We start from the raw sequence: 15,595 nt of genomic DNA, 5'->3' as shown, positions 1-15,595 counted from the left end.
GTTCCGGGCGCGGCAACTCCACCGCACGCGTGGCCGCCGGTTCGTCGACGTCCTCGCGGTGCCCCGACCTCCGATGCAGATCGGATCATCGGGCGAATCCAGGCTCAGCCTGCGGAGTTCGGTGCCGGGGCGGTCTTGGGGAGAAGGCGCAGCAGCGGCAGGCAGAGTGCGGTGACGACCATGACGGTGATGACGGCCAGGGTCATGGCGCGGTCGGGTGCGCCACCGTGGAGGTACACGGTGGTGACCGTGGCGGAGCCCAGCGCGGTGGCGAGTTGCTGGACGGCGGTGAGGGTGCCGCTGGCGCTGCCGGCCTCGGTCGGGTCGACGTCGCCGATGGTGATGTCGAAGAGCGTGCCGAAGCAGGCGCCCATGCCGATGCCGGCGAGCACACTGGCGGGTGCCAGTGCGAGGAGGGTGACGCCGGTGCCGCTGGTCATCACCAGAGCCAGCAGCCAGCCGCCTCCGGCGAGCGTGACGAGCATGCCGGCGAGGATCAGGCTCCGTCCCATCCGCGCGGCCAGGCCCATGCCCGCCCCGGCCCCGGCGATGATGCCGAGCGTGAGCGGGAGCATGCCCACGGCGGCGCTGCCGGGGCTCGCGCCCAGGGCCTGCTGGATGAACAGGGAGATGACGAACGCCAGTCCGTTGGTCACGGCGAAGAACATCAACCCGACGGTCAGCCCCGAGACGAAGCCCCTGTTGCGGAACAGGGACGGCTTGATCAGTGGCGTGGCGGCGGTGCGCTGACGGCGGGCGAACAGCAGCAGGAACAGCACGCCGGCGGCGAGGGAGAGGACGGCGGGCAGGCTCCAATCGGTCTCGGACCCCTCGATGAGGCCGAACATCGTGCCGAGCACGGCGACGGCCAGCAGGCCGGCTCCGGTGCCGTCCACGGTGACGGAGCGGTCGCCCTGGGAGTGGGGGAGCAGGCGGGCGGCCAGCGCGATGCCCGCCGTGCCCAGGACGAGGTTGACGAGGAAGATCGGGCGCCACGACAGTCCGGCGACGTCGGCCTCGATGACGAAACCGGCGAGCACGGGACCCGCGATCGTGGCGATGCCCAGCAGCGGTCCGAACAGGGCGAACGCGGTGCGCCGCATCTCCGGGGTGAAGTGGCGGGCGATGACCGCCATGCCCTGCGGGATGAGCAGAGCTCCGAACGCGCCCTGCAGCACCCTGGCGATGATCAGGACGGCCGGTGTGGGGGCCAGCCCGCAGATCGCGGAGGCGACGGTGAAGCCGGTCATCCCGATCAGGAAGAGCCGGCGCTGGCCGTACCGGTCACCGAGCCGCCCGCCGACCACCAGCAGGACGCCCATGGCCAGGGCGTAGGCGGCACCGAGCCATTTGATCAGGCCCGGCCCGCCGCCGATCTCCCCGGCGATGCTCGGCGCGGCGATCGTGGTGACCGTGGCGTCGATCATGTCGAGCGCGTCGGCGAGCAGGACCAGGCCGAGAAGTGCCCACATGACCGTCCGGCTCAGCGCCGTGCGGTCGGGTGTGGTGCTGATGGACGCCTGCATGGCGTGCTCCCGTGGGTCGAAGAGGATGTCTCCACGAGAAAAGCAGAACGATTCTAGTTTCGCAATCAGTATGAGTTCGGATGTGTTCTAGGTTATCCTGGGCGCATGGTGACGACCCGTGGATCCACGCCCGGCCGGCGTGACCGGAAGAAGGCCGCGACCCGCCAGGCCCTGGCCGACGCGGCGCTGAAGCTCTTCCTCGAACGCGGCTACGACAACGTGACGGTGAAGGAGATCGCCGAGGCGGCGGACACCGCGATCGCGACGCTGTTCGCGCACTTCCCCGCGGGCAAGGAGGCCCTGATCCTCGCGGACAGCGGTGAGCGGCTGGAGTCGCTGACGGCCGCGGTCCGCGAACGAGCGGACGGCACCTCCGTCCTGGACGCCCTGCACGCCTTCTTCGCCGCACGAGGGCCGTTCAACGAGAACCTCCCCGAGGAGTACCGGATCCGCATGGACCTGGTGCTGCGCACACCCGCGCTGTGGGCCTACGCCCGCACGGTGTGGGTCGCCTGCCAGGCCCCTCTCGCCGAGTTGCTCGCCGAAGCCGCCGGCCTCGACGAGCCGGACGATTCCCTGCACCTGCTCGCCCGCTACGTGCTCGAGACCCCTGATCTGGCCTCGTCCCGCCCCGATCGCCTGGCCGCTCTGGGCGAGGCGTTCGCCCGGCTCAAGCGAGGATGGCCGCAGCTGTGAACCCGCTTCGCGCCGAAGGAAAGAACGTGCTGGTCACCGGCGGCAACGCGGGCATCGGCTACTTCGTGGCCGAGCAGCTGGCCGCAGCCGGTGCCACCGTTGTGCTCGGCAGCCGTGACGGCGGCAAGGCGGCCGCCGCTGCCGCCGCGATTCGTGCCGAGGTGCCCGGCGCCGCGGTCCGTCACATGCCGCTGAACCTGGCTGATCTGCGGTCGCTGAAGGCCTCCGCGGACACCCTGGAACTCGATCGCCTCGACGCCGTGGTGCTCAACGCCGGCGTGGCGCTGGACTCCCCGCCCCGGCGGGAGAGCGTCGACGGCCACGAGCTGATGTTCGCCACCAATCACCTGGGCCACTTCGCGCTCCTGCACTGGCTCGCCCCGATGCTCACCGCGGCTCCCGCCGCCCGCGTCATCACCACCGGCAGCTTCGCGGCCCGCTCCGAACGGCTCGACCTGGACGATCTGCAGTCCACCGGGTCCTACGATCCCAAGAGGACCTACGGACGCTCCAAGCTGGCGCAGATGAGCTTCGGGTTCGAACTCGACCGCCGTCTGCGGGCCGCGGGCAGTCCCTGGCTCAGCGTCGTGGTCCATCCCGGCGGTGCGCTGGACTCCCTGACACCCGCGCGAGCCGGAGTGCACGCCCGCTCCGCACCCCGGCGACTGCTCGGGCTGCCCGCGGGACTTCTCCTGCACGGCAAGGACGCCGGCGCCCGGCCTGCCGTCCTGGCCGCTCTTGATCCCGACGTCCGCGGTGGGCAGCTCTGGGGTCCGCGCCAGTTCGGCCTGCGCGGCGCACCCCACGTCGAACAACCGCACGCGCACATGACCGACCCCGGCACCGCCGCCCTGCTGTGGAGGAAGAGCGTCGAGCTGACCGGAGTCGACCCCGTGGCCTGACTCAGGCGATCGCCTCGTACACGGCGGAAACGTAGGCCTCGCTGCGGTTCGAGCCGATGATGCCGGGCGCCATGCGGTTCATCGCGTACGAGATGGTGAGCCGGCGCTCGAGATCCATGATGATCATCGACCCGCCCCACCCGCCCCAGAAACAGATCCTCCCGGCAGGGATCCAGGGGAGGGTCTCCTTCCTGGGCAACGCGAAACCCGTTCCCCAGCGGATCGGAATGCCGAGCACCAGGTCCACGCCGTCGGCTTGGACCTCGAAGATCAGGTCCAGTGTCGCGTCGCTGAGGAAGCGGGTGCCGCCGACGCTGCCACCCCGGGAGATCACCGACAGCAGCCGGGCCACCGAACGGGCGTTGCCGTGCCCGTTCAGCGCGCCGATCTCCGCTCCGCGCCAGTCGGCCGTGTTGGCCGCGCCGGCGTCCACGGCCGGGCCGGCGAACGTTCGGGCCGCGACGCTGCCGGGCTCTGGCAGCCGCGTCGGCGGAGGCGGCGGGACGATCTCGGCGATGCGCGGCCAGTCCTCCTCCGCCGCGCCCAGGTGGAAGTCCGCCCCCAGCGGGCCGCTCAGTTCGTTCGCGACGAACTCGCGCAGCGTGCTGCCGGTGACCCGCCGGACCAGTTCGCCGAGGAGGTGGCCATAGGTGGCCGCGTGGTAGCCGGATGCGGTACCTGGCTCCCACCAGGGTTCCTGGCTTGCAAAGAGCGCCGTCGTGTCCATCGGGTCGTAGAGATCCGCGAGCTTCACCGGTTGCTCCAGTCCGGACAGGCCGGAGGTGTGCGACAGGAGGTGGCGGACCTCGATGGCGTCCTTGCCGCGGTCGGCGAATTCGGGCCAGTACCGGGCGACCGGGGCATGCGCGTCCAGCAGTCCGCGATCGATCAGCAGCAGCGTCGCGAGACTGGTGACGGTCTTCGTCGTCGACCAGACGTTGACGATGGTGTCCCGTTCCCAGCCGGCGGTTCGAGCGGTATCGCGGTATCCGCCCCAAATGTCCACAACAGACTCACCGTCGACGTCCACGACGAGAGAGGCGCCGAGCTCTTCACCGGTGGCGAGGTTCTTCTCGAACGCGGCACGCACGGCATCGAAGCGACCGTCGTGTGCGCCGGAGGAGAGAGTCATGCCGTGAGGTTAAAACCTGACACCAGTGTCAGGGGCAAGGATCGATTCGATAAGCGAATCGATGAGCCGGCGGGAGTGAAACGTCTTCGCGTCCATGCTTGATTCGGCCAAGTTCGGTTGTTAACGTCCACATCCGCTTGTGGCGCGGGTCACACCGAAGCCGCGCTCTCGGCCTGCCTCGAACCGTGGCGACCGTCAACGTTGATCCACGCGAGGAGCCGGAATGAGATTCCCGAGGTTCGCTGTGCTGGCAGTCGCGCTCTTGGCGGCGGCGTGCGGCGGGCCAGCGGACGGGCAGCAGCCCAAACCCGGTGACGGTGCGCTCGTCGGCGTCACCATGCCGACGACCAAGTCGGAGCGCTGGATCAGCGACGGCGAGAACATCAAGCGCGACCTGGAGTCGCGGGGGCACCGGGTCGACCTGCAGTACGCCGAGAACGACGTGCCCACCCAGGTGAAGCAGATCGAGAACCAGATCGCCATGGGCGCGAAGCTCCTGATCATCGCTTCGGTGGACGGCTCCGCGCTGACCAAGCCGCTCGACACGGCCGCGAACGCCAGGATTCCGGTGATCGCCTACGACCGGCTGCTGCGCGGCAGCCCGAACGTCGACTTCTACGCGACGTTCGAGAACTTCCGGGTCGGCGTCTACCAGGCCGAGTCGCTGCTGACCGGGCTGGGCCTGCGCAACCCCGACGGCACCCCCGGCCCCGCGGCGGGCCCGTTCAACATCGAGCTGTTCGCCGGCTCGGCGGACGACAACAACTCGGCGTTCTTCTTCAACGGCGCCATGTCGGTGCTCAAGCCGTACCTCGACGACGGCAGGTTGGTGGTGCGCAGCGGTCAGACGGAGTTCCAGGCCGTCACGACCCTCCGCTGGGAAGGAGAGACCGCCCGCAAGCGCCTGGAGGAGATCCTCGGCACGAGCTACCGCAAGGCCAAGGTGAACGGCGTGCTCTCGCCCTACGACGGCATCTCCCTCGGCATCCTCACCGCGCTGAAGAACGGCGGCTACGGCCCCGAGTTCCCGATCGTGACCGGCCAGGACGCCGAGCTCGGTTCGGTGAAGTCCATTCTCGCCGGCGAGCAGTACTCGACGATCTACAAGGACACCCGCGAACTGGCGAAGGCCACGGCGTCGATGGCCGAGGCCGTGCTGAAGGACCGCACGCCGCCACAGCTGAACAACCTCAACGACTACGACAACGGCGTCAAGGTCGTTCCGGCCTTCCTGCTGAACCCGGTGAGCGTCGACAAGGCCAACTGCCACAAGGTTCTCGTGGAGTCCGGGTACTACACCGACGACCAGCTCCGCTAGCCGTGGGCGTGGCGGTGACGTCACCGCCACGCTCACGTGCCGATCAGGGATTCCAGTACCGGGTGACGAAGACGCGGTCGAAGCGCCGGGCGATCAGGTCCTCGCGCTGCACCGCCCAGTGGACGGTGGCGCCCTCCCAGCCCTCGATGTCGGTGTGCCAGTCGGCGAGAAGCACCCAGTCCGCGAAGTGCTCCGACACCTCGCCGTCCACCTTGCCCGCCTTCTTGGCGCGCAGGGCCGTGCTGATGACCGACTCGACCGGGTCGCGGAGGTCCGTCACCTCCTCGGAGGCGCACCCTCCGATCTGGAGCGTCCCCCAGTCGCCAGCGTCGTCACGGGCCTCGCGGAGCAGTCCGACCAGTGTGGCCGAGTACGGGGGCCACTTCGAGTCGTTCCACATGTCGACGCTGAAGTCGTCGTCGCAGAAGTGGGGCAGCGACAGGTCCGCCGCCGCCCGCAGCGGCCCCTGCGGGTACTGCTCGATCATGTCGCGGTAGTCGTCCACGTCGGCCCACCAGGACAGGTACCTGTCCCGTTCGGACACGGCGGTTCCGGCCGGGACGTGGACCGCGCTGCCGACGTTGCCGTAGCAGTCGTCGTCCTCGGGGAAGGCGAAGAGCAGCAGGTGACCGTCGGAGGGCAGGGGGAGTCCGGCGGCCTCGGCGGGAAGCGCCGCCAGGTCGAGGGACGCGACGTGGGGGTGGGAGGGGTCGGGGGCGTCGGCGGGGAGCAGGAGCGGACCGCCGAACTGGCCGACGACCGGCCCGTCCCCGCCGAGGTTCAACCGGAGGCAGGGACGGGCGACCGCCACCCACCGCTCCACCTCGTCGGCGGAAAACCCCTGTGCGACAGCCTTTTCACGGAAAGCGTCTAATCGATCTCGCGTTGGCGAACTCACCCCGGAGATCGTAGGGCCACCCCGTTCGCGATCTTCCGTCCGCTACTCGAACACCCCGTAACCGGCCACGGCGTGTGCCCGCACGCCGTCCATGTCGAGCTCCACGCCGACACCGGGAGTGTCGGGCAGCGTGATGTACCCGTCCTTCACGATCGAGCCGCTCCCGTCGGCGGCGTGGACGTAGCTGTCCCACACCTCGCGTTCCTCGAGGGCGTGCCATTCCTGGACGAAGAAGTTGGGGATGGCTCCGCACAGGTGCGACGTGGCCATCGTGCCCAGCGGTGTCGACACCAGGTGCGGTGCGAACGGGATGTAGTGCAGCTCCGCGAGGTTGGCGATCTTCTTGGCCTCGGCGAGGCCACCGCACTTCGGCACGTCCGGCTCGATGACGTCCACGGCGCCGCGTTCGAGCAGGTCGCGGAAACCCCACCGCAGATAGAGGTTCTCGCCCGCGCAGATCGGCGTGCGGGTCTGCGCGCGCACCCGCGCCAGCGCGTCGACGTTCTCCGCCGGCAGCGGTTCCTCCAGCCACATCAGGCGGAACGGTTCGAGCTCCCACGAGATCCGGCACGCGCTCGGCACGTCGTAGCGGGCGTGCAGGTCGATGGCCAGGTCGACGTCCGGTCCGATCGCCTCCCGCACGGCGGCCACCCGTTCGGTCATCGAGCGCAGCTCGGCGTTGTTGATCGTGTGGTTGAAGGCGTCGAACTTGGCGGGGTGGTGCAGGTTGTCGATGTCGAACTTGATGGCGGTGAAGCCCTCGGCGACCATCCGCTGGGCCCGGTCGACGCATCCGGCGACGGACCCCGCCGGGTCGTCGCCGTCGCCGCAGTCGGCGTAGAGGCGGATCCGGTCGCGGAACTTCCCGCCGAGCATCCGGTAGACCGGCTGACCCGCGGCCTTGCCCGCGAGGTCCCACAGTGCGAGCTCGATGCCGGACAGGGCGATCACGAACACCCCGCCCTGGGGGCCCGCGAAGACCTTGTTGCGCCGCAACTTCTCCCAGCAGCGCTCGACGTTGCGCGGGTCCTCGCCGATCAGGAGGGGCTTGAGGTGGTTGATCATTCCGACCACCGCGCCGGCACCCGCGTCGGGGTTGGCCTCGCCGAACCCGCTGATGCCCTCGTCGGTGTCGATCCGCACCAGGGTGGCCTCGCCGTGGTAGGCCACCACTGCCGTCGTGACGTTCACAATCCGCATTTGCTCTCCCAGCGCTGGGTCGTGCATATGAGACGGACTGTCGCTTTCTCCAACTTGTCCTATAAGCTGATGACATGCAAAGGGGACAAGAGTCTCCGGATCCTGTCAAGGTCCGCACTCTTCCGGTCCAGGTGGCGGCACACCTGACCCGCCGCATCGTCAGCGGCGAGATGGAGGACGGCCGGGCCCCGTCGGAGCTCGACATCTCCCAGGAGTTCGGGGTGTCCCGCGTGGTGGCGCGGGAGACGCTCAAGATCCTCGCGTCGCTCGACATCGTGGACGTCGCACAGGGAAAGCGCGTCGTCGTGCGTCCCCCCGCGGAGTGGGACTACCTGAGTCCGTTGCTGATCGAGTGGCTGCCGTCGGAGACCGTCGGCGAGCTGTTGCAGGAGCTGCACCAGATGCGCGTGCTGCTCGAACCGGAACTCGCCGCGATGGCCGCGGCCAGCGCCACCGACGAGGCGCTGGACCGGCTCAGGGGCGAGATCGACCGCATGTCGGCGCTCGAGGCGGATCCCAACGCGTACCTCGAGGTCGACCACGAGTTCCACATGGAGATCTGCCGGGCCGCGGACAACCGCCTGCTCGACCGGATCATGTACTCGGCCCGCTGGCTCGGCACGGCCAGCCGGCGCATCACCAACGAGGCACCGGCCGCGCTGCGCAAGGCCACCGCCGACCACACCGAGATCTACGAAGCGCTCGTGGCGCGCGATCCCGACCGTGCCCGCGCGGCGATGCGCAAACACCTCGCCAACAACTCCAACCTCCTCGCGGAGAAGGAGCAGCAGACCAGGAGTGCCCGGCGGCGTTAGCGCCGCACGGCCATTTCGCCAGACAACGCTTCAGCAGTTCGGCGTCCTTCGCCGCATGAACGACCCGGCAGCGCGGCTCTCGCCCCGCTGTCCCGCCGGTTGCAACGTCGCCCCCGTCGGTACGCGTCCGCATGGCCGGACGCGAGAGGAGTTGTTGTTGTCATGGAAGACAATTCTGGCTTATCAAGGCGCACCTTCCTCGGTGTGAGCGCGCTGGGCGTGCTCGGTCTCGCCGGCTGCGGAGGTGGAAGCCCCGCGGCGCCGCAAGTCGACGTCCAAGTGCCCCAGGCACTGCTCGACCAGGCCGCCTCGCTGCGCGGCGGGCAGGTCGGGATGCTCTCGCAGAAGCTGTACTCGGAGTCCGCCAACAAGGCGCTCGACAAGTCGCTGCAGGTGTTCGCGCAGGCGACCGGCACCACCGTCCGCAACGACCTGGTCTCCGGTGACGCCGGGGACATGGTCGCGAAGATGGACGCCGAGGTGAAGGCGGGCACCAGTCGTGACTTCGCCTTCGTGAGCGACCGGCGGTTCGTCGGCCAGTTGCACAACCTCGGCGCTCTCACCGACGTCACCGACGTGGTCGAGGAGATGCGCAAGCTCTACGGGGAACCCGCGACGGAGGCGAGCACCTACTGCGTGTTCGACGGGCGCTGGTTCGCGATCCCGTACCACTTCATCGCGTCCGCGATGTACCTGCGCAAGGACTGGTACCAGGAGAAGGGACTCCAGCTCAAGCCCTACTACTCGTGGGAAGAGCTGCGCGACAACGCCTTGGCGGTCTCCGATCCGGCCAAGAAGCGGTTCGGCTGGGGCCTCACGGTGAACCGCTCCGGCGACGCCAACGGTTTCATCGCGAACGTCATCAACTGCTACGGCGGCGCGATCGCGGACAACACCGGCACGAAGGTGGTGTTCAACTCGCCGGAGACCGTCGCGGCCGTCACGTTCATCGGCGACATCTACACGAACCCGAAGTACACGCCGATGCTGCCACCGGGGATCGGCAGCTGGACCGACTCGAGCAACAACGAGAACTGGCTGGCCCAGATCCTGGGGCTCACGCTCAACCAGTTCAGCGTCTACGCCGACTCGAAGACCAAGAACAACCCGGTGTACGGCAACACCCACCCGTTCAACGGAGCCACCGGACCGGCGCTGGACAAGCCGCTCGCGTTCGGCGAGTCCAACTCGTTCGTCATCTTCAAGGGGGCGAAGAACGCCGACCTCGCCAAGGTGGTCGCGAAGTACATGGTGAGCGGGACCGCGCTGCTCGGTGTCGCGAAGGGAGCGCCGTGCCTGGTGAACCCCTCGTGGGACAAGGTGTGGGACTCCGATCCGTACTACACGACCGGTGACCAGGCGTTCCCCGCCCTGCGGGAGCAGACCCGCACGAAGCTCCCGGTGACCACCAGGACCGGGTTCGCGTTCCCCCAGGCGCCGAGTCCGGGCGAACAGGCCGCCACCGCCGCGTACGTGCTGACGGACATGATGCAGTCGGTCATCCAGGGCACCAAACCGGCCGACGCCGTCGCCGCGACCCACGCCCGGATCGTGCAGGTGTTCGAGCAGCAGGGCTACAAGCAGTGACCGTCGTTCGTGAGCGACCGGCGCCGGCCAGTCCGGCGCCGAGCGCGTCCTCGCCGTTCACCAGGTCGCAGCGGCTGCTCGGGCGTGACTGGCGCCTCGCGGCGGTGTTCATCGGGCCGACGCTGGTGCTGGTCGCGGGCCTGATCCTGTTCCCGATCGTCGACTCCGTCCTCACCAGCACCACGGAACGGCACGGCGCGGAGACGGTCTTCGTCGGGCTGGACAACTACACGGCCCTCATCAACGACTCCCTGTTCCACAAGGGAGTTCTCAACTCGTTCGTCTTCACCGCGTACGCCGAGATCTTCAAGGTCGTCCTCGGCCTGATCGCGGCGATGATGCTGCACCACATGCGCCGCGGCCGGGCGTTCCTGGCCGGGGTGATCCTGCTGCCGTGGGTGGTGCCGACGGTCGTCACGGCCTTCACCTGGCGGTCGCTGTTCGACCCGATCTTCGGCAGCGTCAACGTCCTGCTCACCGACTCCGGCATCGGGCCCGTCCTCGCCTCGATCGGGCTGGTCGACCGGTGGCCGGCGGAGTGGCTCTCGGATCCGGCGCTCGCGATGCCGTCGGTGATCCTGGTCAACGTCTGGAAGGGCATCCCGTTCTTCACGGTGACGTTCCTCGCGGGGCTCAAGGCCATCGACAGCCACCTCTACGAGGCGGCCATGGTGGACGGTGCCTCGCCGTGGCAGCGCTTCGTGAACATCACGCTGCCCGGTCTGCGGCACGTGATGATCGTGACGGTGCTGCTGTCGTCGATCTGGACGTTCAACAACTTCGACCTGATCTGGCTGATGACCCAGGGCGGGCCGGGCGACGCCACCGCCCCGTACGTGATGGTGGCCTACTCCAAGGCCATCCAGCAGCTGCAGCTGGGCGCGGGCGCCGCGGTCACGCTGGTGATGCTGCCGATCGTCGCGATCCTCGTGGTGATCCTCGTGCGGATGATGCGCCGCAACGACCTTCCGGGCGCGGGCGACCTGGGGCGCAGGCGGCTGACTCCCGCGCAGCGCAAGGCGATGCCGTGGGTGATCGTCGTGGCGTCGGTGCTCCTGCTGGTCTGGGCTTCGCCGCACATCGTGTGGAAGGCCGCGCTCGTACTGGGCGTGTTCGTGGTGCTCGCGGCCGCGGTCGGACGGGTCGTCTCCGTGCTCGCCGCGCGGGGCAACCAGCTGGCCGCGCGGGTGGTCAGCGGCACCGGCAGCGGGGTCGCGCTCGTGGCGTTGCTGGCCTTCGTGCTCGCCCCGCTCTACTGGATGACGGTCACGGCCTTCAAGTCCGACGACCAGATCGTCGCGCGCACCGATGACCTGTGGCCGACCCCGTGGACCACCCAGCAGTTCACCAACCTGTTCACCGACAGGGCGTTCGGCACCTGGTACGTCAACACGATCCTGGTGTCGGTGGCGTCCACCGCGATCGCCCTGGTCTGCGCGGCGCTGGCGGGCTATGCGTTGGCGCGGCTGAAGTTCCGGGGTTCGGAGAGCTTCACGGTGACGATCCTGCTCACCTACGTGATGCCGGGCGCGCTGCTGTTCATCCCGCTGTACCAGATGATGAGCGGGATCGGGCTCAACGACTCGTTGTGGTCGCTGGTGCTCGCCTATCCGACGTTCACCCTGCCGTTCGCGACGTGGCTGCTCGTCGGCTACTTCAAGTCGATCCCGGCCGATCTCGAGGAGGCCGCGCTGGTCGACGGCTGCACGCGGTTCGGCGCGTTCATCAGGATCGTGCTGCCACTGGCCAAACCGGGCCTGCTCGCGGTCGCGCTGTTCACGCTCACCAACGCGTGGAACGAGTTCCTGTTCGCCTTCGTGTTCATCACCAAGGACGACTACAAGACGCTGCCCGTCGGCATGCAGTCGATGATCTTCGGCGACGTCGTGCCGCAGGGACAGCTGGCCGCGGCCTCGTTGCTGATCAGCATCCCGGTCGTGGTCATGTACGGGTTCGGGCAGCGGTTCCTGACCGAGGGCCTCACCGCGGGGGCCGTGAAGGGATGAGCGAGACGATCACGGAGGAGCACGTCGCGACGGGGTCCCGGCCTAGCGATCTGCGCATCACGGACCTGCGGGTGGCCACTGTGGCCGGGGTGCCGTTCCGTTCGTCGATCATCAGGATCGACACGAACCAGGGCCTGGTCGGCTACGGGGAGGTGCGCGACCAGGCCAGTGCCACCTACGCGCTCGTGCTCAAGAGCCGGCTGATCGGCGAGAACCCCTGCAACCTCGACAAGATCTTCCGCAAGATCAGGCAGTTCGGGTTCCACGGCCGTCAGGGCGGCGGGGTCTCGGGCGTCGAGATGGCGTTGATGGACCTGGCGGGCAAGGCGTACGGAGTGCCCGCGTACGCCTTGATCGGGGGCCGGTTCCGGGACGAGATCCGGTGCTACGCCGACACTCCGTCGCTGCCGGACCCGCACGCGATGGGCGCCCGGCTGCTGGACCGCAAGCGGCTCGGGTTCACGATGCTGAAGATGGACGTGGGCATCGACCTGCTGTGGGACGTGCCGGGGGCGTTGATCGCGCCGCCGGGTGCCCGCGCGGACCTGACGACGATGCACCCGTTCACCGGCATCCAGGTCACCGCCAAGGGAGTCGACCACCTGGCGTCCTATGTGGACGCGGTTCGCTCCGTCGTCGGCTACGACATCGCCTTGGCCGCCGACCACTTCGGCCACATCGCTCTCGACTCGTGCATCCGGATCGGCCGCGCGCTGGAACCGTTCACCCTGGCGTGGATCGAGGACCTGATCCCGTGGCAGCTGACGGACCAGTGGCGTCAGCTCACCGAGGCGGTCGCCGTCCCGACGTGCACGGGGGAGGACATCTACCTGCTCGACGGCTTCCGGCCGCTGCTCGACGCCGGCGCCATCCGCGTCGTGCACCCGGATCCGGCAACGGCGGGCGGGATCGCGGAGACCAAGCGGATCGGCGACCACGCGCAGGAACGCGGGATCGCGATGGCGCTGCACCTGGCGGCGTCACCGATCGCGACGATGGCGTGCGTGCACCTGGCCGCGGCCACGGAGAACTTCCTCGCACTCGAACACCACGCGGCCGAAGTGGAGTTCTGGAGCGACCTCGTCACCGGCCTGCCGCGACCGCTGATCCAGGACGGCCACATCACGGTGCCGGACACGCCAGGACTGGGATTCGGTGACCTCGACGAGGAACTCCTGCAACGCCATCTCGATCCGCGCGATCCGGTGTTCTTCGCCGAGACGACGCACTGGGACGCGGAGTCGAGCCACGACCGGCTGTGGAGCTGAGTCAGGCTCGGCCCTGCTCGGCGCGCCACCGCTCGTACTCGGGCCGGGCCTCGTCCGACAGCGGGTAGTACCGCCGCAGATCACCACCCTCGGAGAGCCGGATCCGGGAGAACTCCTCCCATTCCGCGTGCTCCTGGGCGACGGCGACGAGAGCGGGCGCGAGCTTGACCGGCACGACCACGGCCCCGTCGTCGTCGGCGACGACGATGTCGCCCGGCACGACGAGCGTGCCACCGCACGCCACCGGCACGTTGACGGCGGCCGGGACGATGTCGGTCTGGGCGTGGTAGTTCGGTGTGGCGCCGCGGATCCACAGCCCGAGGCCGAGCTGCTTGGCCTCGCCGGTGTCGCGCAGGCACCCGTCGATCACCACGCCGGCGCCACCGCGGCCCTTGAAGTAGGTCAGCATCATCTCGCCGAACACACCGCTGCTCATGTCACCGCGCGCGTCGACGACGATCATGTCGCCGGGCTGGGCGTGGTACATGACGTGCCGGTGCAGCTGCTTCTCCGGTTCCTCGTACTCGTCGACGGGGTAGAGGTCCTCCCGCTTGGGCAGGAACTGCAACGTCAGCGCCGGTCCCGCCACGCGCATTCCGGGCGTCACCGAGACCGGCCCGCGGATGAACGCGCTGCGGATGCCCATGCGGCTGAGCTCGGCGCTGGCCGTCGCACTGCCGAGGACCGCGAGGGCCGCGCTGAGTTCGGCGGGTGGGCGAACGATGTCGTGCGTCTCGACCACGTCGGTAGCTCCTCGGATCCGCGCTGACCGTAACCATCGGAGGGTTCGCTGAGATTCCGATCCTGAGCCTAGTCCAGCGAACCCCTGTGAGGTAAGGAAAACGTGCTGGGGCATCTCGTCGTCGGTGTGGCCGTTCCCGATCGGTCGTCGGCTCTGGCAGCGGCCTGTCCACAGTGGAGTCCCGCCACACCGGGGTTTTCGGCCCGAGGCAGGGACGGAGGACAGCAGCCCACCGCCCACCTCCTCGGCCGAAAACCTCGGTGCGACACCCTTTCGCGGAAAGCGGTCAAACGATCTCGTCGTGGTGAACTCACCCCGGAGATCGCGGGACCACCGCCGGACGCGCGGTCAGGAGATGCCGCGGAAGAAGGCGCGGATGTCGTCCGCGAGCAGCTTCGGCTCCTCCATCGCGGGGAAGTGGCCGCCTTCGGCGAACTCGCTCCAGTGGCCGATCGCCTTCCCCGGGTCCATCGCGCGGCGCATCAGCGGGTGGGTGCCGAACACGGCCCAGCCGGACGGCACTCCCGCCGCCATGACCAGGGGGAGTCCGGAGTGCTCCGACTCGTAGTAGAACTGGGCGCTCGACTCGCCGCTGCGGGTGAACCAGTACAGGCTGACGTTCGTGAGGAGCTGGTCGCGGTCGACCGTCTCGTCCGGCGTCCGGTAGGTGTCGCCGGTCCTGGTCCTGAACTTCTCGGCGATCCACGCGAGCTGACCGACCGGGGAGTCGGTGAGCGCCGCGCCGATCGTGTCGGGACGGTGGTCCTGCATCAGCAGATAGCCGCGGTCGGCCGTGTGCTCGGTGCGCCTCGCCTCGATCTGGGCGGTCTCGTCGTCGGACAGGCCCTCGGGGAAGGGGAACTTGTCGCCGAGCAGACCGAGCAGCAGGGAGTCGACGCCGATGTGCGTGCCGATGACGCGCTCGGGGTGGATCGCGGCGAGCCGGCCGGTGGTGCCCGCGCCGACGTCGGTGCCGTGGGCCGCGAACCTCTCGTAGCCGAGTCGCGTCATGATCTCGGCGTAGGCCTCCGTCGTCCGCGCCAGCTCCCAGCCGGTGCTCGACAGCGGGGTGGAGAACCCGAAGCCGGGCAGCGACGGGATGATCACGTGGAACTCGTCGGTCAGCAGCGGGACGAGTCGCTGGTAGTCGACGAACGAGCTCGGCCAGCCGTGGTTCAGGACCAGCGGGGTGGCCTCCGGGTTCGCGGAGCGCACGTGGACGACGTGGAACGTCTGGCCGTCGACGACCGTCGTGAACTGGTCGTGCTCGTTGAGCTTCTCCTCCTGCGCACGCCAGTCGAACCCGTCGCGCCAGTACTCGGCGAGCTCCTTCAGGTACGTCAGCGGGATCCCGCGGCTGAAGTCGCTGCGATCGTCCCGGCCCGGCACGGGGTTCGGCCAGCGCGTGTGCGCCAGCCGGCTGCGCAGGTCGTCGACGTCCGCCTGCGGGATGTCGACGCGGAACGGCGTGAGTGCGTTGTTCTCGTTCATGACGCAGACGTTTT

General features: G+C 68.9%; 13 protein-coding genes. 7 read left to right on the top strand and 6 right to left on the bottom strand.

The genetic code is table 11. From position 1 onward, the window contains the following. Positions 1–104: 104 nt before the first annotated feature. Positions 105–1,526, bottom strand: coding sequence for an MFS transporter (locus ACH413_RS35100; protein ID WP_360038318.1), 1,422 nt, complete (start codon positions 1,524–1,526; stop codon positions 105–107). Between the two features lie 105 nt (positions 1,527–1,631). Here ACH413_RS35100 and ACH413_RS35095 point away from each other — a divergent pair, with 105 nt between their 5' ends. Together ACH413_RS35095 and ACH413_RS35090 are read left to right on the top strand one after the other, a co-directional pair. Continuing rightward, on the top strand, positions 1,632–2,222 hold the full coding sequence (locus tag ACH413_RS35095; protein WP_360038315.1) for a TetR family transcriptional regulator: 591 nt from the start codon (positions 1,632–1,634) through the stop codon (positions 2,220–2,222). Continuing rightward, the gene (locus tag ACH413_RS35090) at positions 2,219–3,124 is read left to right on the top strand and encodes an SDR family NAD(P)-dependent oxidoreductase (RefSeq protein WP_396425426.1); all 906 of its coding nucleotides are present in this window, start codon (positions 2,219–2,221) and stop codon (positions 3,122–3,124) included. Before ACH413_RS35095 ends, ACH413_RS35090 begins: the two co-directional genes overlap by 4 nt. 1 nt (position 3,125) lies before the next feature. Here ACH413_RS35090 and ACH413_RS35085 read toward each other — a convergent pair whose 3' ends face one another. Further along, a complete protein-coding gene (locus ACH413_RS35085; protein WP_360038309.1) occupies positions 3,126–4,256 on the bottom strand; it encodes a serine hydrolase domain-containing protein in 1,131 nt (376 codons plus the stop codon). Positions 4,257–4,479: 223 nt separating this feature from the next. Here ACH413_RS35085 and chvE point away from each other — a divergent pair, with 223 nt between their 5' ends. After that, positions 4,480–5,574 (top strand): multiple monosaccharide ABC transporter substrate-binding protein, encoded by a 1,095-nt coding sequence (gene chvE / locus ACH413_RS35080; protein WP_360038306.1) that lies wholly within the window; start codon positions 4,480–4,482, stop codon positions 5,572–5,574. Positions 5,575–5,617: 43 nt separating this feature from the next. On the opposite strand, the gene ACH413_RS35075 is transcribed toward chvE, so the two are convergent. Beyond that, positions 5,618–6,385 (bottom strand): DUF1963 domain-containing protein, encoded by a 768-nt coding sequence (locus ACH413_RS35075; protein ID WP_360038303.1) that lies wholly within the window; start codon positions 6,383–6,385, stop codon positions 5,618–5,620. Between the two features lie 129 nt (positions 6,386–6,514). Next, the gene (locus ACH413_RS35070) at positions 6,515–7,672 is read right to left on the bottom strand and encodes a mandelate racemase/muconate lactonizing enzyme family protein (RefSeq protein ID WP_360038300.1); all 1,158 of its coding nucleotides are present in this window, start codon (positions 7,670–7,672) and stop codon (positions 6,515–6,517) included. 74 nt (positions 7,673–7,746) lie between these two features. Here ACH413_RS35070 and ACH413_RS35065 point away from each other — a divergent pair, with 74 nt between their 5' ends. From ACH413_RS35065 to ACH413_RS35050, 4 genes are all read left to right on the top strand, one after another. Continuing rightward, on the top strand, positions 7,747–8,487 hold the full coding sequence (locus tag ACH413_RS35065) for an FCD domain-containing protein (RefSeq protein WP_360038297.1): 741 nt from the start codon (positions 7,747–7,749) through the stop codon (positions 8,485–8,487). Positions 8,488–8,691: 204 nt separating this feature from the next. After that, positions 8,692–10,074, top strand: a complete 1,383-nt coding sequence (locus ACH413_RS35060) for an extracellular solute-binding protein (protein WP_360038294.1) — start codon at positions 8,692–8,694, stop codon at positions 10,072–10,074. Continuing rightward, entirely contained in the window at positions 10,071–12,080 is a 2,010-nt protein-coding gene (locus ACH413_RS35055; RefSeq protein WP_360038291.1) for an ABC transporter permease subunit, read from the top strand. The genes ACH413_RS35060 and ACH413_RS35055 overlap by 4 nt, the downstream gene beginning before the upstream one ends. Continuing rightward, positions 12,077–13,348 carry a mandelate racemase/muconate lactonizing enzyme family protein gene (locus ACH413_RS35050; RefSeq protein WP_360038288.1) on the top strand — a complete coding sequence of 424 codons (1,272 nt, stop codon included), beginning with the start codon at positions 12,077–12,079 and terminating at the stop codon, positions 13,346–13,348. Before ACH413_RS35055 ends, ACH413_RS35050 begins: the two co-directional genes overlap by 4 nt. A gap of 1 nt (position 13,349) precedes the next feature. Here the strand turns inward: ACH413_RS35050 and ACH413_RS35045 are convergent, their stop codons facing one another. Together ACH413_RS35045 and ACH413_RS35040 are read right to left on the bottom strand one after the other, a co-directional pair. After that, entirely contained in the window at positions 13,350–14,090 is a 741-nt protein-coding gene (locus ACH413_RS35045; RefSeq protein ID WP_360038286.1) for a ribonuclease activity regulator RraA, read from the bottom strand. A 348-nt stretch (positions 14,091–14,438) separates the two neighbouring features. Then, a complete protein-coding gene (locus ACH413_RS35040; protein ID WP_360038284.1) occupies positions 14,439–15,581 on the bottom strand; it encodes an epoxide hydrolase family protein in 1,143 nt (380 codons plus the stop codon). Positions 15,582–15,595 lie beyond the last annotated feature (14 nt).

The organism is Lentzea sp. NPDC020367, assembly GCF_044387305.1.
In the GTDB taxonomy this organism is placed as follows: Bacteria; Actinomycetota; Actinomycetes; order Mycobacteriales; family Pseudonocardiaceae; genus Lentzea.
The sequence above is the reverse complement of the archived record's forward strand: the minus strand, read 5'-3'. Positions and strand labels throughout refer to the sequence as shown.